We start from the raw sequence: 21,653 nt of genomic DNA on the forward strand, positions 1-21,653 counted from the left end.
GGCGCGAGGGGATGGGGGCGCGGCGGGGCGGTGGACCCCGCGGCGCTACGCGGAGCGCAATTGACGAGCCTGGGGAAGGGGGCCGCTCAGCGGGCGGCCGTCAAAGAGCGGTCTGGGGGTACGACGCGCTGGAACATGTAATACGTGATCCTCTCCATCACGCCTACCGGGTTAGCTGACGGGTTCGGGCGGTGGAGTTGCCCTACCGGCCGCGCTGGCCGGATTCACCCCGAATGCGGGTGGTTCCCCGGTTCCCGAATGGTTCGGGATTCGGCGCCAGCCGGTCGTCCGTCTTGGGTAAGGACTAGGTCACCGGCTGGTAATGGCGAACACTCTAACGACGGGATCGGACACCCGCAAACGTTTCACCACGAATCGGATAAAGATCTACCTTCAGCGGGAATGCATACAAAAGGGGGCACGGCATGCCGTGCCCCCTGAGGATTCGGTCCTCAGCCGCCGCTCTTGCGCCTGAACGATCTCTTATTGGCAGCCGGCCCGTGCGCCCCGTGAATCTTCGATGGGTCGACGCCCCTGCCACCCGCGCCCGCGCCCGCCTGCTGGCTGCGCTTGCGCTCCAGCGCTTCGCGGAACTTGCGCTTCATCTCGTCCTCGGGAGTTTCGCTGACTTCCGGCTCCGGTGTATCCGCCATGAGGACCTCCATGGTGTTGGGGACACTCAAAGCTTCGCACGCCCCCGCTCATGACGCGAAACCGGCCTCCACCGTGTCTTCAGGCCGCCGCGGCGGCCGGTCCGCCGACTCTGCCGGGTCCGCGAGCCGCCTGTCGGGCAGCGCCACCAGCGCGACCAGGGCGATCACCGCGCCCGCCACCCCGAGCGACGGCACGACCAGGGCAGCGGAGGAGGCGTGCGCGGCTGCGGCGCCCGCCCCGCGTACGCTCGCGGCGAACTCCGCCGTGTAGAGCGTGCCGCCGACGGCCAGCGCCACCGAGCCGCCGATCTGCCGGAAGAAGGCCAGGTTCGCCGAGGCGACGCCGAGGTGGCGCGGCTCCACCGACTGCTGCGCGGCCACCGTCAGCCCGGACAGCATCGGCCCCATGCCGAGCCCCAGCGGCAGCATCCACAGCGCGACCGCCGGGCCGGGGCTGTCCACCGCCAGGTTGAGGCAGAGCAGCGCGCCCGTGACCAGCAGGAACGGCGAGACGAGCAGCCACGGCTTGTACCGCCCGGTCCGCGACATCAGCGCGCCCATGAGCACGCTGCCGGCGACCATGCCCAGCGTCAGCGGGTAGATCCGCAGCCCCGACTCGGTGGCGGCCACGCCCAGCGCCTCCTGGAAGTAGCGGGGCAGGAAGACGACGCCCGCGTACATGCAGAAGGCCGTGACGAACGAGATGAGGTTGACCAGCGTGTACGACCGGTTGGCGAACAGCTCCATCGGCATGATCGGGCTGGCCGCGCGCCGCTCGACCGCCACGAAGACGGCCAGCAGCACCAGCGCCAGCAGGATCGGCCCCGCCACGGCCGCGTCGGTCCAGGTGTGGCCGTCGAGCCCCTTCTCGGTCAGGCCGAGCAGCAGGGACGTGACGGCCACGGTGAAGACCGCGATGCCGGCGTAGTCGGGCCTGCCGCCGCCGCCGGCGCCGGGCCGGCGCGGCAGCCGCAGCACGATGATCGCGATCAGCACGAGGCCGATCGGCACGTTCACGTAGAACGCCCAGCGCCAGCTCGCGTGGTCGGTGAACAGCCCGCCCAGGAACGGCCCCGCCAGGAACGACAGCCCCATCACGCCCCCGAGCGCCCCCTGCACGCGGGCGCCGCCCGAGCGGGGCGGGAACATCTCCATGACCAGCGCGATCGACAGCGGCAGCAGCGCGCCGGCGCCGAGCCCCTGGAGGGCGCGGAAGGCGATGAGCTGCGTCATGTCCTGCGCCGCCCCGGACAGCGCCGAGCCGATGAGGAACACCACCATGCCGATCAGCAGCAGCGGCTTCCTGCCGTGCTGGTCGGACAGCCGCCCGTAGAGCGGCACGGTGACCGTGGAGGTCAGCAGGTAGGCGGTCACCGCCCACGTGTAGAGCGCGCCGCCGCCCAGCTCCGCCACGATGCGAGGCAGCGCGGTGCCCACGATCGTCTGGTCGAGCATCGCCAGGAACATGCCGCCGAGCACGGCGAGCAGAACGACGATGTCACCCTTTTTGTCAGCTCTCACAGGTGAAGATTGATATGTAACTTCTGACATGTCAAGTTTTCGATATGCTCACTGCCATGTCCCTACGGATCGCGCTGCTCGGGCTGCTCTCGGCCGTGGGCCCGGCCAGCGGCTACGACCTGGCCAAGACGTTCGACCACTCGCTCAACCACGTCTGGCAGGCCGGGCACACGCAGATCTATCCCGAGCTGGTGAAGATGACCGCCGACGGGCTCGTGGAGGTCGAGTCGGAGGGCGCGAGGGGCCGCAAGATCTACCGCATCACGCCCGACGGCCGCCGCGAGCTGCGCGGGTGGATGGAGGAGCACGACGCCTCGATGACCGTACGCAGCGAGGTCGCGCTCCAGGCGTTCCTGCTGCACCTGGTGGACCGCGACCAGGCCGTCGCCGTGATCGAGCGCATCAGGGCCCGCTACGTGGCGCGGCTGGAGAAGCTGGAGTCGTTGCGGCCCGGCGAGTTCGGCCACCACGCCCACACCCTCGGCCTCGCCATGGCCCGCGCCGGCCTCCAGTGGGCCGACGACACCCTCGCCGAGCTCAGCAGTCCCGTCACTTGATCCAGCCGCGCCTGGCGGCCATGACCGGCCGCGAACCTGGTCTCCGCCGAGAGCAGCTCCATGATCGTGGAGATGTCACGGGCGGACCGTGCGCAGACTCAGCTGACGGGTGCGTCAGGCGGTGAAGGCCAGGAGGCGGAAGACCGGGTCGGGGGCTCCGGACGTGCCCTGGCCGTGGCCGGTGAAGCTGGTCTCGCCGCACAGCCGCAGCCCGCGCCGGGCCGCCGCCTCGATCACCGTGACGGCCCGGTCAGCGGGCCGCCGGTCAACTTTCATGCTCGCGCCGTGGGCGGCGCGTTTGTCGACGGTGGTGACGTACACACCGCCGGGGCGCAGGACGCGGGCGGCCTCGGCGATCACCGGGCGGGCGTCGTCGAGCAGGTGCAGCAGCCAGATCGTGGTGACCGCGGCCACCGACCGATCTCGTACGGGCAGCAGGCGGCCGTCGCCCAGCACCACCGGCACCCGGCCGGCGGCGAGGCGGGCCATCCCGGCGGAGGCGTCCACCCCCAGCACTCGCAGCCCGTCCCCGGCCAGCTCACGCGTCACCAGGCCGGTGCCGCAGGCGACGTCGAGCAGGGTGCCGCTGCCGGGCAACAAGGCGCGCACCGCCCGCGCGGCCGCCTGTGCGCGGGGCAGGCCGCCGCGGGTCGCGTCGTAGCGGGCGGCTTCCCTGTCGTAGTCGAGCACGCGTCCAGTATCGCGGCGCTAACGCCGGTTCGGTAAAAATGCCCGGCTCTCTTCCTGGTGTTGCGTTGGAGCGGCTCAGGAAATATGTCCGGCGATGAGTGTTTTCGGTCGTGATTTGGCGATGGACCTCGGAGCCGCAAGCACGCGCATCTACGCCAAGCGCAGGGGCATCGTGCTCGATGAGCCCTCGGCGGTGATGTGCGACGGCCGCACCGGGAAGGTCATCGGCTACGGCGCGGAAGCCGCCGCCCTCGGGGGCGGCGGCCGTACGTGCTGGCCGGTACGCGGCGGGCTGCCCGCCGACACCGAGCTGGCCCGGCGCATGATCCGGCACTTCCTGCGCAAGGTGCACTGGCACCCCTACTCCCGGCCGCGCGTCGTCATGGCGCTGCCCGGCGACTCGACGCCGATCGACCGGGCGGCGCTGCGCGACATCGCGTACGAGGCGGAGGCCAGGATCGCCCGGCTGGTGCCGCACGCGGTGGCGGCGGCGCTCGGCGCGGGCCTGGAGCTGTCGGACTGCACGGGCCACATGGTGATCGACATCGGCCGCGACAGCGCGCGCATCGCCGTACTGTCGGGCGAGTCGGTGGTGGCATCGGGCTCGGTCCCGTACGGGGGGCTGGCGATCAACCGGGCGATCGCCAGGTTCGTCGAGCGGGAGCACGGCCTGCTGCTCGACGACGACGAGGCGGAGTCGGCCAAGCGCCGGTCCTCGGGCACGAACTCCGAGGTCACCGTGCGGGCCAGGGACCCGGAGACCGGGCGCGAGCACGACCTCGTGCTGCCCGTACAGAAGATCTTCGAGGCCACCGAGCCGTCGTTCGAGTCGATCGCGCGCACGGCGGTGGAGACCGTCGAGCGCTGCCCGGCCGAGCTGGCCGCCGACCTCGGCGTGCGCGGCGCGGTCGTGGTGGGTGGCGGCGCGCTGCTGCGCGGCCTCGGCCGGTGCCTGCGCGGAGCCCTGTGCATGCCGGTACGCCGCGCGGACCGCCCGCTGGAGGCCGTGGCGCTAGGACTGGGCCGCTGCGTGGACGAGCTGGGGCTGATCGGGAGGTTCCGCAGCCGTAGGTGAGCGACCCCCCGTTCCGACAGGAGGTAGGCCATGACCGTCCGCGGCATCGATCACGTCGGGGTCACCGTGCCCGACCTGGAGGCGGCCACCGCGTTCTTCGTCCGCGCGTTCGGCGCCGAGGTGCTCTTCGACACCCTTCCGCGCGAGCGGGGACCCAAGGGCGGCTGGGCGACCGAGCGGCGCCTGGGCGTGCCGCAGGGCACGGCCGAGGTGGCGGTCCGCATGCTGCGCCTGCCGGACGGGCCCGGCATCGAGCTGTTCGAGTTCAGCGGGCCCCGGCAGGGCGGGCCCGTGGTGCCGTGTGACCTGGGGTGGCAGCACGTCGCGGTGTACGTGGACGACCTGGACGAGGCGCTGCGGCTGGTCACCGAGGCGGGCGGGACGGCGCTGTCGGAGCCGGTGCCGTTGCCGGGCCCCGAGGCGGGCCCGCACAACCGGTTCGTCTACTGCCGGACGCCCTGGGGCGCGACGGTGGAGCTGGTCACGTATCCGGACCCGCAGGCGTACGAGAAGGAGACGGACCTGCGCCGCTGGCGTCCTTAGCGCTCGTCGACGATCTCTCCCTCCTCACTGGTCGGGTCCTTGACCAGCGCGAACGCCGGCCCGGTCGCGGGCAGGTCGTGGGCGCCGGCGACCGCCGCCTCCATGGCGGCCCTGGAGTCCCAGCGCCAGGAGTCGACCCAGGTGCGCTCGTCCGGCCGGATGAGCCTGGTCTCGGACAGACCGGGGAAGCGGGTGCGTACGGCGCTGATGAGGTCGGCGCGCCGGGCGAGGATCTGGTCGGCGTCGGCAGGGTCGGCGGTGAAGCGCACGATGCGCAGCACGGACATGGTTGGAGTCCTTCGCTAGAGTTGACTTCTAGTTACTAGACTAGAGTTAAACTTCAGCGAATGAGCGATGTCAAGAGGGTGGGCAAACGCGCCCAGAAGGCCAAAGAGACCAGGGCGCGCATCTTGCGGGCCGCCGGCGAGCTGTTCGTCCACGACGGCTACGGCGCCACCAACCTGCAGGACGTCGCCACCAGGGCGGGGGTGGCCGTCCAGACCATCTACTTCGTCTTCGGCAACAAGCGCACGCTGCTCAAAGAGCTGGTCGACGTCACGATCGCGGGCGACGACGAGCCGGTGGCGACCATGGACAGGCCCTGGTTCAAGGAGGCGCTGGCCGCCCCGACGGCCGCCGGGCACCTGCGGGCGCTCGTCCACGGGTCGTCCGCCGTGCTCGCCAGGGTCGCGCCGATCATGAAGGTGCTCGACACCGCCGTCGCCATGGACCCCGAGGTCGCGGCGGAGTGGACGCAGGACACCGACCCCCGCCACGTCGTGCACACCGCCGCCGCGCGGAGCCTGATGGCCAAGCCGGGCGCCCGCGCCGACGTGCCGCCTGAGCAGGCCGCCGACGTGCTGTACGGGCTGCTCAGCCCCGAGCTCTACCTGCTGCTCGCGGGAGCGCGGGGCTGGCCGCACGAGCGGTTCGAGGAGTGGGTGCACGACACGCTGGCGGCCCAGCTCCTCGACCGCTGAAACCCCTCGATCGGCGCGAAGGTCCTCGATATGGTCGAAGGGTGCGCACCGGCCGTCACGCCCTTTCCGCGGTGCTCATCTGCGCCGCGGCGATGACGGCCTGCACCGCGGGCTGCACTGCGGCCGCCGAGCTGCCCTCCTTCGAAGAGGCGTCGCGGCAGCTCGACCACGACGCCGACACCCTGCTCGGCGCCGGCCTCAGCGGGCCGGCGGTGCGCCTGCGCGACGACGAGACGTGCGTGCCCGGGCAGGTGCGGCACGCGGTCCGCGCCGAGGGTGACCTGGCCGGCTCCTCCGACAGGCTGCTCGAACGGCTGGGCGCGCTGGGCTACGACCGCGTCGCCGACGACGTCGATCTGCGTGACGACGCCGAGGACGTCGCGCTCTTCCGCAACCCGCGCACCCAGGTGACGTTCGAGCTGACCCTGCGCCCCGAGGACGGCGACGGCGTCCGCGTGATCGGCAAGACCGTCTGCTACGCGACCGGCTGACGCCGGGCGCGCCGAGGCCACCGTCCGGCCCGGACGAGCGTCAGGGCGTCGCCAGTGCCTCCGTCGGGGACAGGCGGGAGGCGCGTACGGCCGGGTAGAGGCCGGCGGCGGCGCCGATGGCGAGGGTCGCGGCCAGCCCGCCCGCCGTCGCCCAGGCGGGCACGACCGACGGCCAGCCGCTGTAGAGCGCGTACGCCGTCGTCACCCCCGTCCCGAGCAGCACGCCGCCGATCCCGCCCAGCGCCGACAGCAGCAGCGACTCGGCCAGGAACTGCGTGCGGACCTGCCCCCTCGTCGCGCCCAGCGAGCGGCGCAGCCCGATCTCGGCCCGGCGCTCCAGCACGGAGATGACCATCGTGTTGGCCACGCCGACCCCGCCCACGAGCAACGCCACCGCCCCGACGCCCAGCAGCAGCCCGGCGAACGCCTGACTGGTCGCCTGCTTGGCGGCGAGCGCGTCGGACGGGCGGGAGACGTCCACCTCGTTGGGCGCCTGCGGGTTGGCGGTGGCGCCGAGCACCTCGCGTACGGCCTCCAGCCGCGCCTCGTCGGAGCGGGTGTAGAGCGTGGTCGGATGCCCGTCGAAACCCAGCCGCCCCTCGGCCACCGGCCACCCGACCAGCACGCCGCTGTCGAGGTCGGGGGCCAGCGCCACCGGCTCCAGCACCCCGACCACGGTGAACCTGACGCCGCCCACCACGATCTGGGTGTCCTGGCCGGGCGCGCCGATGCCGAGCCGCCGCGCGGCGTCCGCTCCGACGACGGCGGCCGGGTAGCGCTCGGTGGCCGCGTTCAGCCAGGTGCCGCCGCTCAGCGTGGCGCCGATGGTGGCGGGCAGGTCGAGGCGGGCGGCGTACGTGCTGAGGCCGCCGGTCTGCGCCTCCGGGATGCGCTCCGAGCGGTAGACCTTGGCCTCGGAGACCTTCCCGACCGACGACACCGCCCGTACGGGGCCGATGCGCGCGATCATCGCCTCGGCGTCCATCGGCAGCTGCGCGGCTTCCCCCATGAGCGTGGTGCCCGAGGTGACGGTGAGCAGGTTCGTGCCCAGCGCGGAGAGCTGGCGGTCCAGCTCGGCGCCCGACGACGACGAGAGCCCGACCACGCCGACCATGGCGGCGATGCCGATGGCGATGCCGAGCGCGGACAGGAACGCCCGCAGCGGCCTGGTCCGCAGGCCGATCGCGCCGACCCGCAGCACGTCGCGGGCCCGCATCCGGGCCGGGACGGGCCGGGGCCGCACCTCCATGAGCGTCATCACGCCCCGCCCTTCCACAGCCGCACGGGTTCCTGCGCCGAGTCGGAGACGATCTCCCCGTCACGCATGCGCACCTGACGGGGCAGCCCGTCCGCGATCTCCCTGTCGTGGGTGATGATCACGATGGTGGTGCCGGCCGCGTTCAGCTCGCGCAGCAGCTCCATGACGCCCGCGCCGGAGACCGAGTCGAGCGCCCCGGTCGGCTCGTCGGCCAGCAGCAGCGGCGGGTCGCCCGCCACGGCCCTGGCGATCGCCACCCGCTGCCGCTCGCCGCCGGACAGCTCGTGCGGCTCGTGATCCATGCGGTGCCCGAGCCCGACCCGTTCCAGCGCCTCTGCCGCGCGGCGGCGCCGCTCGGTACGGCTCATGCCGGTGTAGACGAGGCCGTCGGCCACGTTGTCCAGCGCGGGGACCCGCGGCGCGAGGTGGAAGGACTGGAAGACGAAGCCGATCGTGGTGGCGCGCAGCGCGGAGAGCTCATTGTCCGTCAGCGCCGAGACGTCGTGGCCGTCGATGTGCACACTGCCCGTGGTGGGCCGGTCGAGGGTGCCGATGACGTTGAGCATCGTCGACTTGCCCGACCCCGACGGGCCGGCGATGGCGACCAGCTCGCCGTGGCCGATCCGCAGCGACACCTCCCGCAGCGCCGCCACCCCTCCGGGATACGTCCTGGACACGCCGGTGAGAGCGATCATCTCGTACGTCACTTCGGCATCCCCACGGTCATGCCCTCCGCCAGCCCGTCGCCGGACACCTCGACCTTGCCCCCGGCGAACAGGCCGGTCTCGACCGCGACGTACCGGGACCTGCCGCCCTCGACGACCTCCAGGCCGTACCCGCCCTCCTGGAGCGCGACGAGCGCCGCGACCGGCACGGCGAGCACGTTCTCGCGCTTGGACGCGGTGAACGTGACGTCCACGGCCGCCTTGTCCAGCCCGCGCGCCGCCTTGGCATTCCCGATCGACACCAGCGCCTCGACCCGGGTCTCCGGGTCCTGGTTCTGGCTCTCAGCCGGCACGATGACGGTGGCCACCTCGGTCACCTTGCCCTTCACGCTCTTGCCGTCCGGCAGCGTGACCTGGACCTTCGCGCCCTTCTTCGCCAGCCGCTGGTCGTCGGAGCCGAGCTGCACGGTGATCACCTTCGAGGTGCCCGTGTACGCGAGCACCTGCTGCCCCGGCTGCGCCGGCCCGCCCTCCTCGGCCTGCAGGCTCTCCACACGCACCTTGCCGGGGGCGAACACCACCCGGCCCAGCTCCACCACGCCGGTCTCCGGCAGGCCGCGGTCGTCCTGCCACTCCATGACGGCCTGAGCGGTGTCCCAGGTGAACTCGTCGTCCACGGTGAAGCCGTCGTAGCCGAGCTGGTCGAGGTTGCGTTCCAGGCTCTCGACGTCCTTGCCGGTCATCCCGGCCTTCAGGTCGCGGTAGGCGGGGGTGCCGCCGTACATGAGGGTGACCGGCTCGTCGTCCACGCGGTAGAGCGACTTGCCTCGGGTGATCGTCGCGCCGCTCCCGGGCAGCCAGGTGATCGTGCCCGGCCTGCGGGCCACGGCCGTGGTGACCGGGCCGTAGCCGAGCTCGCCATCGGCGTCCGTGGTGTCGTTGAGCGTCTGCCTGGTGACGGTCGCGGTGGCCGGTGGCAGGGCGCTCGCCGAGCCGGACGAGCTCGCGCCGCCCTCCAGCAGGCCCGCGCCGTTGACGGCGACCAGCGCGCCGCCCGCGACCGCCGCCACGGTCAGCAGCGCGGCCACCAGCCCGCCGCGCCGCCGCCGCTTCCTGGGCGGCTCCATCAGGAGTCTCCCAGGCCGGCCTCGCCGGCCTCCTTCTGGCACTTCTTCCTGGCGGACTCGAAGTCGGGGTCGCCGCCGACCTCCGGGGTGATCCGCATCATGCCGCCCTCGGGGTCGGGGTAGCTCTCGACGCCGTTGTCCCGCATGCACTGGGCGAGCTTGCGCAGGCTCTCGGCGGCCTTGCCGTTGCCGCCGCGCCCCGCCTCACCGCTCGGCGCGTACTGCTTGCACGCCTCCTGGGCGGCCTCCACCTTCTCCTTCGGGGTGTTCTTGTCGAACCGCATCGTGAACCGGCCGTTCTCGGGGTCCGGCACGTCGATGCCGTTCTCGCGCATGCACTGGGCGAACTTGAGCGCCTTGTCCTTGCCGTCCTCGCTCGGCTGCGCGCTCGCGGTCGCCTGGGTGCCGGTGCCGGACACCGAGGCCACGTCCGACCCGGTGTCACCGCCGGAACCGCACGCCGCCAGCAGGACCGCCATGAGCAGCGCGGCCCCGACGGCGGGCGCGGTGCGTCTTCTTCCTCGCATGAAGCTCTCCTTCGTGGCACGAACGTCGTACGAGGGCAGATGCAACAGTCCGGGCTGTTTCCTCCGCGTTTCCACCGGCGGCTTACCTGGAGCGAACGCCGCATCGGCCACACTCGGCTCTGTCAGCGAACGAAAGGGGCCTGAGTAACGCCATGCGGGTGCTGGTGGTGGAGGACGAGCCGCTGCTCGCCGACGCGATCGCCGAGTGGCTGCGTGAGGAGACGCACGCGGTCGACCTCGCGCACGACGGCGCGGCCGCGCTCGAGCGGATCGCGGTGAACGACTACGACGTGGTCGTGCTGGACCGGGATCTGCCCCGCGTGCACGGGGACGAGGTGTGCAGGGAGATGGTGGCCGCCGCGTGCGCCGCGCGGGTGCTGATGCTCACCGCCGCCGCACAACTGGACGACCGGGTGAGCGGGCTGTCGATGGGCGCCGACGACTACCTGACCAAGCCGTTCGCGTTCCAGGAGCTGGCCGCCCGGGTGCTGGCGCTGGGCCGGCGCTCGCGCCCCGCCGTGCCGCCGGTGCTGCGGCGGGCCGGGATCACGCTGGACCCGGCCCGCAGGGAGGTGTTCAGGAACGGGAGGTTCGTGCCGCTGTCGAAGAAGGAGTTCGCGGTGCTGACGGAGCTGATGCGGGCGGACGGCTGCGTCGTCTCGGCCGAGCAGCTCCTGGAGAAGGCGTGGGACGAGAACGCCGACCCGTTCACCGGCGCGGTCCGCCTGACGATACTCAAGCTGCGCCGCAAGCTGGGCGACCCGCCGGTCGTGGAGACCGTGCCCGGCGTCGGCTACCGCATCCCATGAGCCTCCTGGTGCCGGCCCGCCTGCTGCGCAGAGCGCGGCCCACGCTGCGGCTGCGGCTCACGCTCGTGTACGGCGCCCTGTTCCTGCTGGCCGGGCTGACCCTGCTCGCGGTCACGTACCTGCTGTTCGACCAGCAGCTCAAGGGCATCTTCGACAGCCAGTACGCCTCCGAGCCAGGCCGGCACAAGCAGATCATCCTCACCAGGAACGGCGTCACGATCCAGGGCGAGGCGGCCCTGGAGTGGCTGCGCGACCAGCAGACCGGGGTGCGCGACGCCGCCGTCACCTCGCTCATCACCCAGGGCGTGGTCGCGCTGCTGGTGGTCGGAGCCGCCGCCGTGGCGCTCGGCTGGGTGGTCGCGGGCCGCGTGCTGGCCCCGCTGAACCTGGTCACCGACACCGCCCGCAGGATCGCCGCCGCCCCCATGGCCGAACGCGGCCTGTCCGAGCGCATCGCGCTGCGCGGGCCGGACGACGAGGTGAAGGACCTGGCCGACACGTTCGACACCATGGTGGAGCGGCTCGACCGCTCCTTCGACGGGCAGCGCAGGTTCGTCGCCAACGCCTCGCACGAGCTGCGCACGCCGCTGACGCTCAACCGGGCGCTGGTGGAGCTGGCCATGCACCGCCGTACGGCGTCGTCCGACGTCAAGGAGCTGGGCGAGAGCCTGCTGGAGATCAACGCCCGCCACGAGCGGCTGATCAGCGGCCTGCTCCTGCTGGCGCGCACGGAGCAGGAGCTGGCCGACCGGGCGCCCGTGGACCTGGCGGACGTGGTCACGCACGTGATCGAGCAGAACGCCGACGCCGCCGCCGCTGCCGGGGTGAAGCTGGACGAGGCCACCGGGCCCGCCCCCACCACCGGTGACGCGCTGCTGCTCGAACGCCTCGTGCACAATCTGGTGGAGAACGGCGTCCGCTACAACGTGGCCGACGGCGCCGGCTGGGTGCGGGTGACGAGCAGGACGGTCTCCCGGGAGACGGTCGAGGTGGAGGTCGCCAACACGGGGCCCGCCGTGCCGCCGTACGACGTGCCGCTGCTGTTCAAGCCGTTCCACCGGCTCGGGGACGAGCGGGCGGTGACGGGGACGAGCGCCGGGCTGGGGCTGTCGATCGTCCGGTCGGTGGCGGTGGCGCACGGCGGGGACGTACGGGCGCGGCCCCGCGACGGCGGCGGGCTGATCGTGGTCGTCTCACTCCCCCGCGCCCGTTGAGCGGCGGGCCGGCAGATCCTCCAGGCTGGTCGCCGGATGCCCGGTCAGGGCCGGACCGGCACCCTGACGACGCCCCGGCGCGCCGCTCACTCGGCTCCGGCGATCACCGCCACCGCCTCGACCTCCACGAGCTGGTCGCTGTAGCCCAGGACGGTGACGCCGAGCAGCGTGCTCGGGGGCTCGTGGTCGCCCATGTACTCCCTGTAGACCTGCCAGGCCGTCACCAGGTCTTTCTGGGAGGTGCCGGCGACGTAGACGGTCGTCTTGACGACGTCGGTCAGCTTGGCGCCGGCGCCTTCGAGCGCGGTGGCGAGGTTGCGCATCACCTGGTGGGTCTGGCCGGCGTAGTCGCCGACGGCCACCGTGGCGCCGTCGGTGTCGAGCGGGCAGGCGCCGGCCACCCAGATCGAGCGCAGCGGCGCGTCCACGGTGGCCGCGTACGCGTATTCGACCTGCTGGGCCAGCTGGTCGTTGCGGATGAGTCGAACACCTGGTGTCATGGGTGTTTTCCTACCATTCGGCGGGATGACGGCGCATCTCGATTGCGGTTGGATGACCGTGTCACCCGAGCATGCCCGGGTCGCGTCCTTTCTCGGGTGACTCGTCCGTCCCAAGGAGAGCCTGTCGTGCGTGTCGTGCCGGTCGTCTTATCCGCCGCCGTGGTGTTCTCGTGCCTGCCCGTACCGGCCACCCAGGCCGCCGCAGCGATGAACGCCACAGTGCCGTACGTGTGCACGGTCGTCGCCACCGGCGCCAAGCAGGACGTCTCCATCGACGTGGAGCTCACCGTGCCCGCCCAGGCGCAGCCCAACGAGGAGCTGACGATCGGCTGGACCGGCGCGTACACCACCGGCTCCGAGCTGCTCGCCCCCGCCACCGGGCTGGAGGGCGACATCAAGATGTACGCCTACGCCGGCATCAGCGGCATCCCGAACTTCACCTCGGCCACCGGCGTCGCCGAGATCGGCACGGTCATCCCCGACGAGCCCATCCCGCTGCCCACGACGACGGTCGACCTCAAGACGACCCCCAGGAACACCGGCACCGGCCAGGTGCACGCCGCCTCAGTCAACTTCGGCCTGCGTCCCACGGAACCGCTGATCGAGTGCGAGATCGAGGACACCAGCGGCCGGACCGACTACCCCATCACCGTCGGCACGGCCGGCCAGGACGACGACGACACCACCCCCACCCCCGACGACTCGGACAGCACCACCCCCACCGATCAGGAGACCGAAGAGGACACGTCGGAGACCACCACCGAGGAGACGCCAGAAGAGGCGCCCTCGGGCGGCGTGGACACGGGCGCCGGCGGTCTCGCCGGCCCGGACGGCCGGGCGCTGATGGGCATCGGCCTGGTGATCCTGCTGGCCGCGCTCACCGGCCTGCGCCTGCGCCGCCCCCGCCGTTCCTGAAAGCCTCCGAGGCGGGCGCGTTCGTGACCACCTCCGTGGAGATCTTCAAGGCGTACGACTCCAGCCTGCACCATTTACGGGATGCGGGCTACACCGGCCCCAACTACTACTACGACAACCACCTCACCGGTTGTGAAGGCCGGCGTGGTCTTTGATCCATGGTGCGGGTAGGCATCACCCGGTCCACATCTCAATGATCCCGTCCGGGCTCGCCGCGAACCCGCATCCCCACGCGGCGGCCTGGGCGGACACCGCGTCGAGCGCGGCTTGTGGCAGAGGCGTCGGCGTACTGTCGGGGACCACGACGAACCGTACGTGGTCCTGCTCCGCCTCCACCCGCACCGAAACTCCCCGTGCCGGAGAGGTCGGCGCCTTCAGCACCGTGCCGAGGAGCAGCAGCAGGTCTCTCATGGCAGAGGCGGACACCCGCGCCGCCGCGCCGGGCCGGTCGAGCGCCGCGTCACGGACCGTGATGGTGAGCCCGCGGGCGCGCCCTGCGACGACGGTTTCCGCCAGAGCGCGGCGCAACCGGCCCCCGGCGTCGCCGTGTCCAGGTCTGGCCAGGGCGCGCAACCAGGTCGCCCCCTCCATGGTCCGCTCTCGAAGCTCCGGATCGGCGATCGCGTCGATGCGCAGCAGCGTGTCCAGGGTCTGCAGCACGTGGTCGTGCAGGGAGCGGGCCTGGCGCTCTCTTTCCCGCTCGACGGCCAGCCGGGTGGCTTGTGTGATCGCTTCGGTACGGGCGGCGCTCAACTCCGCGCCGTCCCTGGTGAATCTGACCGCGCACAACCTGCCGATCGTCGGGTTGATCAGGTAGCCGCCGACGACCACGAGCGCCGGCAGCACCGGCTCGTCCCGCATGAGCACCATCGCCGTCGCGTACGTGCTTCCCCAGACAGCGCCGCACGCCCATGCGCCCGCCAGGCTCCGGCAGCTCAGCCCGAAGGTGAAGGACAGCAGCACCGTGTAGGGGTAGGCGAAGAAGCTCCAGCCGAGGAACCCGCCGGGGGCGGCTTGAAGGCCGGCCAGCAGCGCCGCCGTCCCGAGTGGCAGATCGAGTGCGAGCGTTGCGGGGTGCGGCAGGCTGTGCCGGCGCTCCCACGCCAGGACCACCAGCGCCCCCAGGGTGAGAGCGGCGGCCAGCGCGAGCCCTTGTGCGGGATGCGGCAGCCGCCACAACGCGGTGGGCAGGGCGGCCCACATGAGCACGACCGCGCCGAGGCGAATGGTCACCGCTACAGCCCTCAGGGATCGGTCGCCGCCGGTCAGGTCGAGGCTGGTAGCCACAGCGTCACCACCGTGCCCCATGCCGGCCGGGATTCGATCGTGGCCCGTCCTCCGGCCTGGGCGATCCGGCCGCGGATGGAACCGTCAAGCCCGATTCCCGGCGGTACGCTGCCGGTGTCGAAGCCGCTGCCCGCGTCGGCGACTATGACGGCCAGCCCGGTGGCATCCTTGCGGACGGTCAGGCGGGCATGCCTGGTGCCGGCGTGTTTGCCGACGTTGTTGAGGGCCTCTCTGGCGCCTTCCACCAGTGCGTCCACCTGGGCGGGCGACAACGCGGGCAGTCGTTCGGGAAGGTCTGCGGAGACGACGAGCCCCAGGCGGGTCTTTTCCTCGATCAGCCGCCGCAGCCCGGACAGCAGATCGCCGTCCGGGGGACGTTGGCGGCCGGCCAGATGCTCGCTCATCCAGGCGATGTCTGTGCGGAGTTGCTCCCGCAGCCGCGTCTCGCGCACGGCGTCGGTGCCGACGAGTTGCCGCAGTGTCTCGACCAGCCGGCCGTCGATGGACTCGGCGAGGGCGGCGCGCTCACGCCGGACGGCGAACTCCTGCGCGTGCCGCGCCGCCTGCTCGTACGCCTCGTCCCGCTGACGGCCGAGCCGGCGCAGCCGGGCCGACACGATCCAGGCGATGGCCGTGACGGCGGTGATGTTCATGGCTTCGGTCAGGGTGTTCCAGGCGACGGCCCCGCGTTCCCCGACGATGACGACGGTCGCGAACGCGGACAGCAGCCCGAGCCAGCCGCCCGAGGCGACCGCGGCCCACAGGGGCCAGGGCGCGGCACCGAAGACCAGAGCCAGCATGATGACGTGGTTGTAGACCAGCAGGCCGGACAGGGAACTCTGCGCGAGGGCACAGGCGCACATGGCGATGCTGTAGCAGGCGAGATCACGCAGCGCCCGGGGCCGCGTGATCCGGCGGGACCGCCGGTATCCGTATGCCGTGACCAACGAGTAGCCGCCGGTGGCCAACAGCACGGCGGGCAGCCACCGGGCGGAGGGACCTGCCGAGAGCGTGGGCGTGACGAGCAGCACGCAGGCGCCGGTGCGGGACAGGGCGGCCGCATACGCGAGAACAGCCTCGTGTCGAACGGCCGCCGATAAATGCACCACCGAGCCACTCCTTACCGCGATTCGCCCATCTAGTCTGAACTCAGGTTAATCCCGCCGCGCACTTGCCAACAGATTCGCCGCGTTTCCCTGTCAAAGACGCTCTACATCAGATGTGGTATAAATGCCCTACATCACGTAACAGCGGCTGCCCGAGCCCCTGGGAGCGTCCCTGGTGGTTGATATCGCGGTAATCGACGACCACCCCATCGCCCGTTATGGGGTCGAACACGTCGTCGCCGACGCCCAGGATCTGACGGTCGTCGCATCGGTGGGTTCCGTGGCCGAGTTCACGCGCCTGCTCCAGAGCGGCGGCCACGCCGACGTGATCATTCTCGACCTCTACCTCAACGGTGACGATGCACCCAGCCTGGCCGCGGTCGCGGACCTCGTCACGGCCGGCAGAGTGCTGATCATGTCGACCTCGGCCAAACCGAGCGACGTGATCAGCGCAGTGCGCGCCGGAGCCGCCGGATATCTCACCAAGCGCAGCCCCGCGGACCTGCTGATATCAGGCATTCGCACCGTCGCCGCCGGAGGCTTCCTGCTGTCGGCCGAACTGGCGGACATCGTCCATGACTCACTGCCCTCGCTGCAGCAGAAGGAGCCCCGCCTTTCCCCGCGCGAGGAGGAGACGCTACGGCTCATCGCCTGCGGACTCACCCACGGCCAGATAGCCACTCGGCTCGGCGTGCGCAAACCCACCGTGGACACCTACGTCGAACGCATCAGAGCCAAGCTTAACCTCGGCAACAAAGCGGACCTGACTAGAGCCGCGCTAATCCGTCAAGGCCAAATACCGGAAGATCCTCTGCATTTTCCGTAATCTCCGCCCGCGGGCCGTCCAGCGATTCCTCCACACCCCGATGTAGGTGCTTCTGCCGAACTGACGGCTTGCGCGGCATACGGCATTCTCCAGGTGATGGCGATGATCGCCATGACAAGGAGCCCCTATGGTCAACAGCGTCTTGACGGCCCAGCGCCGTAACCTCCGAACCCTCATCCTGGCCACTTTGGCCGTCGTCGTGGGCGGCTTGATCGCAGCCCCGCCGGCACTCGCTGCCTCAGGCACCATCTCCACCGATGGCCGGACGGATACACCTACTACAAGCGCGAGTGCGTGTCCTTCGCGGCATGGGCCGTCCGGAACGACGGCGTCACCGACCGGAACACCGATCTCACCTGGCTCGGGAACGCCCATTCTTGGGGCCACGACTCGCGTGCCGTCCAGCGCACCGGAACGCCTCGCCCAGGCGATGTCGCCTGGTGGGACAAGAGCGGCAACTACCCCCTCGGTCATGTGGCATACGTGGCCGAAGTTTCCGGAGGCAGTGCCCGCCTGTACGAATACAACGAGCGCGGCGACCATCTCCTGCGTACCGACCGGTGGGTCAGCCTGTCCAACCCCACCGCCTTCCTGACGTTCTCAACCCCGTTCACGCACGTCGCTGGTGCCTCCTGTTCCCGCTCACAGTGAGATCGGCGATGCGGACGCGACCCGTCGTAAAGATGCCCAGCCGGATGCCTCTGGAGTGCCTTCGGCCGGCGAGACGACGCCTGACCCGAGACGTACAACTGAAAGCGAGCCCATCCTCCGGTGGAACGCCCTTGGTGTCGACGCCCATCGACCTCCGGGAACCCTGATCCATGCTGGTGTCGATCGAGACCGGTATCCGTGTCCGGTGAGACCGCCAGATCGCCGCCACACGCGCGGACGAAGGCGAGCACAACGTTCAACGTGGACGGCTTGTTGCCCTTGCTCGCCGGCGAAACGCTGCAACGGCCCCCTGCCCCAGACCAACGTTCCTATCCCTTCGTTGTGCACGGGCGACAGCGCCAGCCCCGACCCCCGATATCAACCAGCACGAAGATTCGTTCCCCATTTACCGCGTCACGCGGAAGGAGACGTAACAGTGAGGTCATCGGTTACTTCCAGGAGCAGGATGAGAATCGCCCGTCTCGTGGGCGCCGCCGTCATCGGGGCCTCCGGGATTCTGCTCTCGGCGACCCCTTCGAATGCCGCCGACATCGCGGCCTGCAGGAACGCCCCGGGCGACGCGAACTGCACCGGCGCGCAGATCAAGCGGCACGACGCGTGCTGGGAAAACTCCCGGGTCGTGGCGGCACGGGCGTACTCCGAGCTGGGGTGGAACTTCCTCACCACGTTGCGCTGGAGCCAGCAGTGCCAGTCCAACTTCGCGGTGACGGAACTCACGTCCCTGGACATCCTCCACAGCCCGTACTACGAACTGCGCAACAAGGTGCGTCGCCACGCCGGCCCGAACGGGCCGTACCGGATGCTGTACGCCCCCTGGGCGAGACTGACCGGCGACGTCGGCAGTCTGGTCATCTCGCCGCTGGTCTGGTCGCCGACCAACCCCGCCGAGGCTTGCCTGAGCATCCGGTCGAACGATCAGGTCGTCTGCACTGAGGCGATCTGAGGGCAGAAACCCGCCCGGGACCGTCTGACACGGTCCCGGGACTCTCAAGCGCCTGACCAGCTAGATCACTTGACAGCCGTGTTCGTCGGGTGGCCGTGCTGCGCGCATACCGCAGCCCCTCGGTGATGAGCCAGGGGGCCCGGCCGCACCCACGGGCGAATGCGGCGCCGCAGGGACAGCTCCTGCTGTTCCCTGCTGACAGCGCAGCACCCGCACGTGATCCGGGCCGAGCGTGGCAGCAGAGCGCCGGGTCGACCAGCCACCTTCACCAGCCGCGTACGCAACGAGCTCCCAGCAGACCGGCCTCGACGGTGGCGTCGACTCGCGGCGGGACCAGGCCGGCGTTCGGCCCCAAAGCGATTTCCCCTGGTGAAGATGGAGGGCGACGGCCTGCTCGGGGCTCTTGCCCGAATGACCGACGGTCAAGCAGGGCGCCCGCGAGCGCGTCGAGGGCGCCCTGCTTGGCGGTCTTGCAGATCTGGTTCACCGTCATCCGGTTGACGCCATATCTGCCGGCGGCTTCGGTACCCGCGGTTGATAGGTGTTTCGGACTGGGACTGGTTCATTGACTCTGACGCGGAAGGGGGCCGGCACCTGGTGTGGACGGTCATGAGTTTCTCCAGGTAGGCGGCCAGCCTGATCCAGGCTGGCGGCCATGCCATCTCCAGGTAGATGGACATGTGACGTCCAGGTGGACGGTCAGGTCAGAGGAACGACGCCCTTCCCGGCGAGGGCCTCGGCCAGGCGATGGGATTCGCCGCTGGTCTCGACCATGTGGGCGTGGTGCATGAGCCGGTCGACGGTGGCGGTGGCCATGGTCTTGGGCATGATCGTGTCAAAGCCGGAGGGGTGGATGTTGCTGGTGACAGCGAGGCTGCGGCGTTCGTAGGCGGCGTCGACCAGGCGGTAGAAGGCTTCAGCAGTCTCGTGGCTGACCGGGAGCAGGCCGATGTCGTCGACCACGATGATGTCGGAGCGGCAGATCTTGGCGATGGTTCGGGCGACGCTGCCGTCGACTTTGGCCTTGTCTATGGTGATGGCCAGGGTTTCCAGGGTGAACCAGGACACGCGCAGGTCGGCGTCGATGGCCTTGTGGCAGAGCGCTTCCATGAAGTGGGTCTTGCCGGTGCCGGACGGACCGGAGATCACGCAGTTTTCGCGGCGGCTGACCCACTCCAGAGTGCGCAGGGCGTTCTGGGTGGCCTGCGGGATGGACGACAGCTCGCTCTCCCAGGAGCCGAAGGTCTTGCCGTTGGGCATGCCGGCGCTCTTGCGGCGGCTGCGCCGGGTGGCGTTGTCCCGGCCGACGACCTCTTCGGCGAGCAGCACCCGCACCACTTCGGCGGGATCCCAGCGCTGAGCGCGGGCGGTGGCCAGAACGTCGGGTGCGGCTTTGCGGGCGTAGGGGAAACGCATCCGGGTGAACAGGGTCTCCAGTTCGGCCGGGATGGGTGGCGCCTTGGGCAGGGAAACGCTCATGTGTAGTCTCCAAATGTTGTTGTTGGTGGTCAGGCCGCCGGATCGGCATGGTGGTTGATGCCGGCGGTCTGGTCAGTCCGTGCTCGTGCGGTTCCGGGGTGTTGCCCGGAAGGCGGCCCAGGAGGCGGTGCCGGGCTGGGCGGAGTGCTCTTCATCGGCCACGGAGGTGGGGCCCGCTGCTGAAGCGCGGTCAGGTGGTCGCAGATGGAAGCCAGATCGGTCTCACCGAAACGGCCGTGGACGGCGGCCAGGCCGAGCGCTGCATCGACGCGTTCGGTGCCGATCAGCGAGGCGAGTTCGATGGCGCGGGCCATCTTGGCGCGGATGCGGGCCACGCCGGTGGCCGCGGCTTCGATCAGCCAGGTCTCGGCGCCCGGGCCGATGGCCAGGAAGCGTTCTTCCGCCTTGGTCTGCGGGCGTGGTTTGGGCTGGCGTGGGCCGTTGCCGCCCGGGTGGTCGGGATAGTGCGCCTCGACGATGCGGGGCCGGCCGGGAGTCGAGAGCTGATGCCGCCAGAGTTCGGCCAGCGCGACGCCGCCGGTCTGCTGCTCACCGGGCCCGCCGTGCTTCCGCTGGCCGACGATGACCAGTTCATCGCCGTGGACGCGGCACCAGACCTTGCGGCCTTCGTGTCCGGGCGGCACCGAGTAGCGGACATCGCCCCAGCGGACGGTGCGGTCCTCGCCGACGAGTCGTTCCTCGCCCAGCGCCAGTGCGTAGGGATCGGCAGGCAGTGGGTGCAGGTGGGCGAGTTCCTCGTCGAGCATGTGAGCGGGCAGCCGGTGGGTGGACCGGTGCATGCGGTGGTTGACCTGCTCGGCCCAGCGGGCGCAGGCGTCCTGCAGTTCGGCGAAGCTGCCGTAGCTGGAGCGCAGATTCGTGGTGGTGGGCACCAGATCGGCTTTGGCGATCTTCACGGTGTTTTCCACGCCGCCCTTGGACTCGGGGTCGAACGGCTCGCAGGTGTGGACCACGCATCCGTAGTGGCGGCCGAGTTCGACCATCTGCGGGTGCCGGACCGGGATCTTGGCGATGTGCTCGACGGTGACCGTGCGGGGGTTGTCGGTCAGCAGATAGGTGGGCGCCCCGCCGATCGTCCGCAGCGCCGCGTCCAGGCAGGCGGTCAGCGAGCCGAGCGTCTGGTCCCAGGACGGCAGCACCACCCGGAACTTCGACCAGGCCAGCCAGGCGCAGAACAGTTGTGTGCGGCGTCCTGCGATACGGGGTCCCTCGCCCCAGTCCCATTGCAGCCACATGCCCGGTTCGGGGATCCAGGGCCGGTAGACCCGTCGCCGGCCCGCTCGCCACGACTCCTTGATCGTCGCGACGGCTCGCCGGGTGGTCCGCTCCGAGCCGCGAAAGCCCATCGCGACCAGGTCTCTGTGGACCACATCGGCCCGGACCTTGCCGCCTAATCGTTCGACCTTCTCCTCGATCTTGGCGAGGAACGGATCGATCGACTTGGGCCGCGGTGCTCGTTCCGACGGGACGCCGCCCGCATCGCGCATCGCAACGTAGCTGATGGAGATCTTCGGCGCCTACGATTTGACCGGATGTGCCTGGTCAGCGGCGCAACTGGCCGGGTGTGACCCCAAGACGGTGCCCATCAGGACCCATCAGGCCATCTACCTGGAATCATCTGTCCGCCGACCTGGAGTTTTAGATGGCCGCATACACCTGGTTCTCGTGACGGAGCACCGGCAGCTCAACGTCCGTGGACATATCAGCGCTGACCAGCACCGTTAGGAGACGATGCAGCAAGACGCAGTTCAGAGCACGAAATCGGGTATCCGAGCGCGACAGCCTTGCCCGGCG

The 21,653-nt window shown here is 70.7% G+C and carries 24 protein-coding genes, 1 pseudogene and 1 riboswitch; of the genes and pseudogenes, 12 read left to right on the forward strand and 13 right to left on the reverse strand.

Annotated elements, in window-relative coordinates:
• Positions 1–145: 145 nt before the first annotated feature.
• Positions 146–286: riboswitch (cyclic di-AMP (ydaO/yuaA leader) on the reverse strand.
• Positions 287–452: 166 nt separating this feature from the next.
• Entirely contained in the window at positions 453–653 is a 201-nt protein-coding gene (locus tag AB0K12_RS17715; protein ID WP_355418768.1) for a DUF5302 domain-containing protein, read from the reverse strand.
• Between the two features lie 48 nt (positions 654–701).
• On the reverse strand, positions 702–2,174 hold the full coding sequence (locus tag AB0K12_RS17720) for an MDR family MFS transporter (protein WP_364561759.1): 1,473 nt from the start codon (positions 2,172–2,174) through the stop codon (positions 702–704).
• Positions 2,175–2,230: 56 nt separating this feature from the next.
• Here AB0K12_RS17720 and AB0K12_RS17725 point away from each other — a divergent pair, with 56 nt between their 5' ends.
• Complete coding sequence (locus tag AB0K12_RS17725; protein WP_364561761.1) at positions 2,231–2,731, forward strand: PadR family transcriptional regulator; 501 nt, start codon at positions 2,231–2,233, stop codon at positions 2,729–2,731.
• Between the two features lie 114 nt (positions 2,732–2,845).
• Here the strand turns inward: AB0K12_RS17725 and AB0K12_RS17730 are convergent, their stop codons facing one another.
• Positions 2,846–3,421: a class I SAM-dependent methyltransferase gene (locus AB0K12_RS17730; protein WP_364561765.1), complete on the reverse strand. Its 576-nt coding sequence runs from the start codon at positions 3,419–3,421 to the stop codon at positions 2,846–2,848.
• 121 nt (positions 3,422–3,542) lie between these two features.
• Between AB0K12_RS17730 and AB0K12_RS17735 the strand changes: the two genes are divergently transcribed.
• Together AB0K12_RS17735 and AB0K12_RS17740 are read left to right on the forward strand one after the other, a co-directional pair.
• A complete protein-coding gene (locus AB0K12_RS17735) occupies positions 3,543–4,496 on the forward strand; it encodes a rod shape-determining protein (RefSeq protein WP_364561767.1) in 954 nt (317 codons plus the stop codon).
• Between the two features lie 30 nt (positions 4,497–4,526).
• Entirely contained in the window at positions 4,527–5,039 is a 513-nt protein-coding gene (locus AB0K12_RS17740) for a VOC family protein (RefSeq protein ID WP_345388902.1), read from the forward strand.
• Here the strand turns inward: AB0K12_RS17740 and AB0K12_RS17745 are convergent.
• Positions 5,036–5,326 (reverse strand): antibiotic biosynthesis monooxygenase, encoded by a 291-nt coding sequence (locus tag AB0K12_RS17745; protein ID WP_364561771.1) that lies wholly within the window; start codon positions 5,324–5,326, stop codon positions 5,036–5,038. The two genes, AB0K12_RS17740 and AB0K12_RS17745, sit on opposite strands and share 4 nt — an antisense overlap.
• 60 nt (positions 5,327–5,386) lie before the next feature.
• Between AB0K12_RS17745 and AB0K12_RS17750 the strand changes: the two genes are divergently transcribed.
• Together AB0K12_RS17750 and AB0K12_RS17755 are read left to right on the forward strand one after the other, a co-directional pair.
• Positions 5,387–6,019 (forward strand): helix-turn-helix domain-containing protein, encoded by a 633-nt coding sequence (locus tag AB0K12_RS17750; RefSeq protein WP_364561773.1) that lies wholly within the window; start codon positions 5,387–5,389, stop codon positions 6,017–6,019.
• A gap of 41 nt (positions 6,020–6,060) precedes the next feature.
• The gene (locus tag AB0K12_RS17755; RefSeq protein ID WP_364561776.1) at positions 6,061–6,510 is read left to right on the forward strand and encodes a hypothetical protein; all 450 of its coding nucleotides are present in this window, start codon (positions 6,061–6,063) and stop codon (positions 6,508–6,510) included.
• A gap of 40 nt (positions 6,511–6,550) precedes the next feature.
• Here the strand turns inward: AB0K12_RS17755 and AB0K12_RS17760 are convergent, their stop codons facing one another.
• Genes AB0K12_RS17760 through AB0K12_RS17775 form a run of 4 tightly spaced genes read right to left on the reverse strand, consistent with a single transcriptional unit; the run spans position 6,551 to position 10,087 of the window.
• A complete protein-coding gene (locus AB0K12_RS17760) occupies positions 6,551–7,768 on the reverse strand; it encodes an ABC transporter permease (protein WP_364562683.1) in 1,218 nt (405 codons plus the stop codon).
• Positions 7,768–8,463, reverse strand: coding sequence for an ABC transporter ATP-binding protein (locus AB0K12_RS17765; protein WP_364562687.1), 696 nt, complete (start codon positions 8,461–8,463; stop codon positions 7,768–7,770). The genes AB0K12_RS17760 and AB0K12_RS17765 overlap by 1 nt, the downstream gene beginning before the upstream one ends.
• A gap of 8 nt (positions 8,464–8,471) precedes the next feature.
• Positions 8,472–9,560, reverse strand: coding sequence for a peptidoglycan-binding protein (locus AB0K12_RS17770; RefSeq protein WP_364561778.1), 1,089 nt, complete (start codon positions 9,558–9,560; stop codon positions 8,472–8,474).
• A complete protein-coding gene (locus tag AB0K12_RS17775; RefSeq protein WP_364561781.1) occupies positions 9,560–10,087 on the reverse strand; it encodes a hypothetical protein in 528 nt (175 codons plus the stop codon). The genes AB0K12_RS17770 and AB0K12_RS17775 overlap by 1 nt, the downstream gene beginning before the upstream one ends.
• Positions 10,088–10,239: 152 nt before the next feature.
• On the opposite strand from AB0K12_RS17775, the gene AB0K12_RS17780 reads away from it, so the two are divergent.
• Together AB0K12_RS17780 and AB0K12_RS17785 are read left to right on the forward strand one after the other, a co-directional pair.
• Entirely contained in the window at positions 10,240–10,896 is a 657-nt protein-coding gene (locus AB0K12_RS17780) for a response regulator transcription factor (protein WP_345388918.1), read from the forward strand.
• Positions 10,893–12,110 carry a HAMP domain-containing sensor histidine kinase gene (locus AB0K12_RS17785; protein ID WP_364561784.1) on the forward strand — a complete coding sequence of 406 codons (1,218 nt, stop codon included), beginning with the start codon at positions 10,893–10,895 and terminating at the stop codon, positions 12,108–12,110. The genes AB0K12_RS17780 and AB0K12_RS17785 overlap by 4 nt, the downstream gene beginning before the upstream one ends.
• A gap of 86 nt (positions 12,111–12,196) precedes the next feature.
• On the opposite strand, the gene AB0K12_RS17790 is transcribed toward AB0K12_RS17785, so the two are convergent.
• The gene (locus AB0K12_RS17790) at positions 12,197–12,610 is read right to left on the reverse strand and encodes a RidA family protein (protein WP_364370030.1); all 414 of its coding nucleotides are present in this window, start codon (positions 12,608–12,610) and stop codon (positions 12,197–12,199) included.
• A gap of 126 nt (positions 12,611–12,736) precedes the next feature.
• On the opposite strand from AB0K12_RS17790, the gene AB0K12_RS17795 reads away from it, so the two are divergent.
• Entirely contained in the window at positions 12,737–13,525 is a 789-nt protein-coding gene (locus AB0K12_RS17795; protein ID WP_364370027.1) for a hypothetical protein, read from the forward strand.
• Positions 13,526–13,548: 23 nt separating this feature from the next.
• Positions 13,549–13,680 carry a hypothetical protein gene (locus tag AB0K12_RS17800; protein WP_364370024.1) on the forward strand — a complete coding sequence of 44 codons (132 nt, stop codon included), beginning with the start codon at positions 13,549–13,551 and terminating at the stop codon, positions 13,678–13,680.
• 19 nt (positions 13,681–13,699) lie between these two features.
• Here AB0K12_RS17800 and AB0K12_RS17805 read toward each other — a convergent pair whose 3' ends face one another.
• Together AB0K12_RS17805 and AB0K12_RS17810 are read right to left on the reverse strand one after the other, a co-directional pair.
• Positions 13,700–14,758 (reverse strand): hypothetical protein, encoded by a 1,059-nt coding sequence (locus AB0K12_RS17805; protein ID WP_364370022.1) that lies wholly within the window; start codon positions 14,756–14,758, stop codon positions 13,700–13,702.
• A gap of 32 nt (positions 14,759–14,790) precedes the next feature.
• Positions 14,791–15,921, reverse strand: a complete 1,131-nt coding sequence (locus AB0K12_RS17810) for an ATP-binding protein (protein WP_364370019.1) — start codon at positions 15,919–15,921, stop codon at positions 14,791–14,793.
• Between the two features lie 172 nt (positions 15,922–16,093).
• On the opposite strand from AB0K12_RS17810, the gene AB0K12_RS17815 reads away from it, so the two are divergent.
• The 3 genes and pseudogenes from AB0K12_RS17815 (at position 16,094) to AB0K12_RS17825 (ending at position 18,359) form a co-directional block, all read left to right on the forward strand.
• Positions 16,094–16,744, forward strand: a complete 651-nt coding sequence (locus AB0K12_RS17815; RefSeq protein WP_364370016.1) for a response regulator transcription factor — start codon at positions 16,094–16,096, stop codon at positions 16,742–16,744.
• A gap of 279 nt (positions 16,745–17,023) precedes the next feature.
• Positions 17,024–17,395 (forward strand): annotated as a pseudogene (locus AB0K12_RS17820) (CHAP domain-containing protein); the annotation flags it as partial.
• Positions 17,396–17,861: 466 nt separating this feature from the next.
• On the forward strand, positions 17,862–18,359 hold the full coding sequence (locus AB0K12_RS17825) for a hypothetical protein (RefSeq protein WP_364370013.1): 498 nt from the start codon (positions 17,862–17,864) through the stop codon (positions 18,357–18,359).
• Positions 18,360–19,058: 699 nt separating this feature from the next.
• On the opposite strand, the gene istB is transcribed toward AB0K12_RS17825, so the two are convergent.
• Complete coding sequence (gene istB / locus AB0K12_RS17830) at positions 19,059–19,838, reverse strand: IS21-like element helper ATPase IstB (RefSeq protein ID WP_364370010.1); 780 nt, start codon at positions 19,836–19,838, stop codon at positions 19,059–19,061.
• Between the two features lie 29 nt (positions 19,839–19,867).
• Positions 19,868–21,346, reverse strand: coding sequence for an IS21 family transposase (gene istA, locus AB0K12_RS17835; protein ID WP_364561794.1), 1,479 nt, complete (start codon positions 21,344–21,346; stop codon positions 19,868–19,870).
• Positions 21,347–21,653 lie beyond the last annotated feature (307 nt).

This window comes from Nonomuraea sp. NPDC049419 (assembly GCF_040676995.1).
Classification (GTDB): domain Bacteria; phylum Actinomycetota; class Actinomycetes; order Streptosporangiales; family Streptosporangiaceae; genus Nonomuraea; species Nonomuraea salmonea.

Excerpts from the sequence above, each read along its gene's own strand:
- AB0K12_RS17775 (WP_364561781.1), bottom strand. The coding sequence starts at position 10,087 with ATGCGAGGAAGAAGACGCACCGCGCCCGCCGTCGGGGCCGCGCTGCTC.
- AB0K12_RS17785 (WP_364561784.1), top strand. The coding sequence starts at position 10,893 with ATGAGCCTCCTGGTGCCGGCCCGCCTGCTGCGCAGAGCGCGGCCCACG.
- AB0K12_RS17715 (WP_355418768.1), bottom strand. The coding sequence starts at position 653 with ATGGCGGATACACCGGAGCCGGAAGTCAGCGAAACTCCCGAGGACGAG.
- AB0K12_RS17780 (WP_345388918.1), top strand. The coding sequence starts at position 10,240 with ATGCGGGTGCTGGTGGTGGAGGACGAGCCGCTGCTCGCCGACGCGATC.
- AB0K12_RS17745 (WP_364561771.1), bottom strand. The coding sequence starts at position 5,326 with ATGTCCGTGCTGCGCATCGTGCGCTTCACCGCCGACCCTGCCGACGCC.
- AB0K12_RS17765 (WP_364562687.1), bottom strand. The coding sequence starts at position 8,463 with ATGATCGCTCTCACCGGCGTGTCCAGGACGTATCCCGGAGGGGTGGCG.
- AB0K12_RS17725 (WP_364561761.1), top strand. The coding sequence starts at position 2,231 with ATGTCCCTACGGATCGCGCTGCTCGGGCTGCTCTCGGCCGTGGGCCCG.
- AB0K12_RS17760 (WP_364562683.1), bottom strand. The coding sequence starts at position 7,768 with ATGACGCTCATGGAGGTGCGGCCCCGGCCCGTCCCGGCCCGGATGCGG.
- AB0K12_RS17740 (WP_345388902.1), top strand. The coding sequence starts at position 4,527 with ATGACCGTCCGCGGCATCGATCACGTCGGGGTCACCGTGCCCGACCTG.
- AB0K12_RS17750 (WP_364561773.1), top strand. The coding sequence starts at position 5,387 with ATGAGCGATGTCAAGAGGGTGGGCAAACGCGCCCAGAAGGCCAAAGAG.
- istB (WP_364370010.1), bottom strand. The coding sequence starts at position 19,838 with ATGAGCGTTTCCCTGCCCAAGGCGCCACCCATCCCGGCCGAACTGGAG.
- AB0K12_RS17790 (WP_364370030.1), bottom strand. The coding sequence starts at position 12,610 with ATGACACCAGGTGTTCGACTCATCCGCAACGACCAGCTGGCCCAGCAG.
- istA (WP_364561794.1), bottom strand. The coding sequence starts at position 21,346 with ATGCGCGATGCGGGCGGCGTCCCGTCGGAACGAGCACCGCGGCCCAAG.
- AB0K12_RS17825 (WP_364370013.1), top strand. The coding sequence starts at position 17,862 with ATGAGAATCGCCCGTCTCGTGGGCGCCGCCGTCATCGGGGCCTCCGGG.
- AB0K12_RS17770 (WP_364561778.1), bottom strand. The coding sequence starts at position 9,560 with ATGGAGCCGCCCAGGAAGCGGCGGCGGCGCGGCGGGCTGGTGGCCGCG.
- AB0K12_RS17735 (WP_364561767.1), top strand. The coding sequence starts at position 3,543 with ATGGACCTCGGAGCCGCAAGCACGCGCATCTACGCCAAGCGCAGGGGC.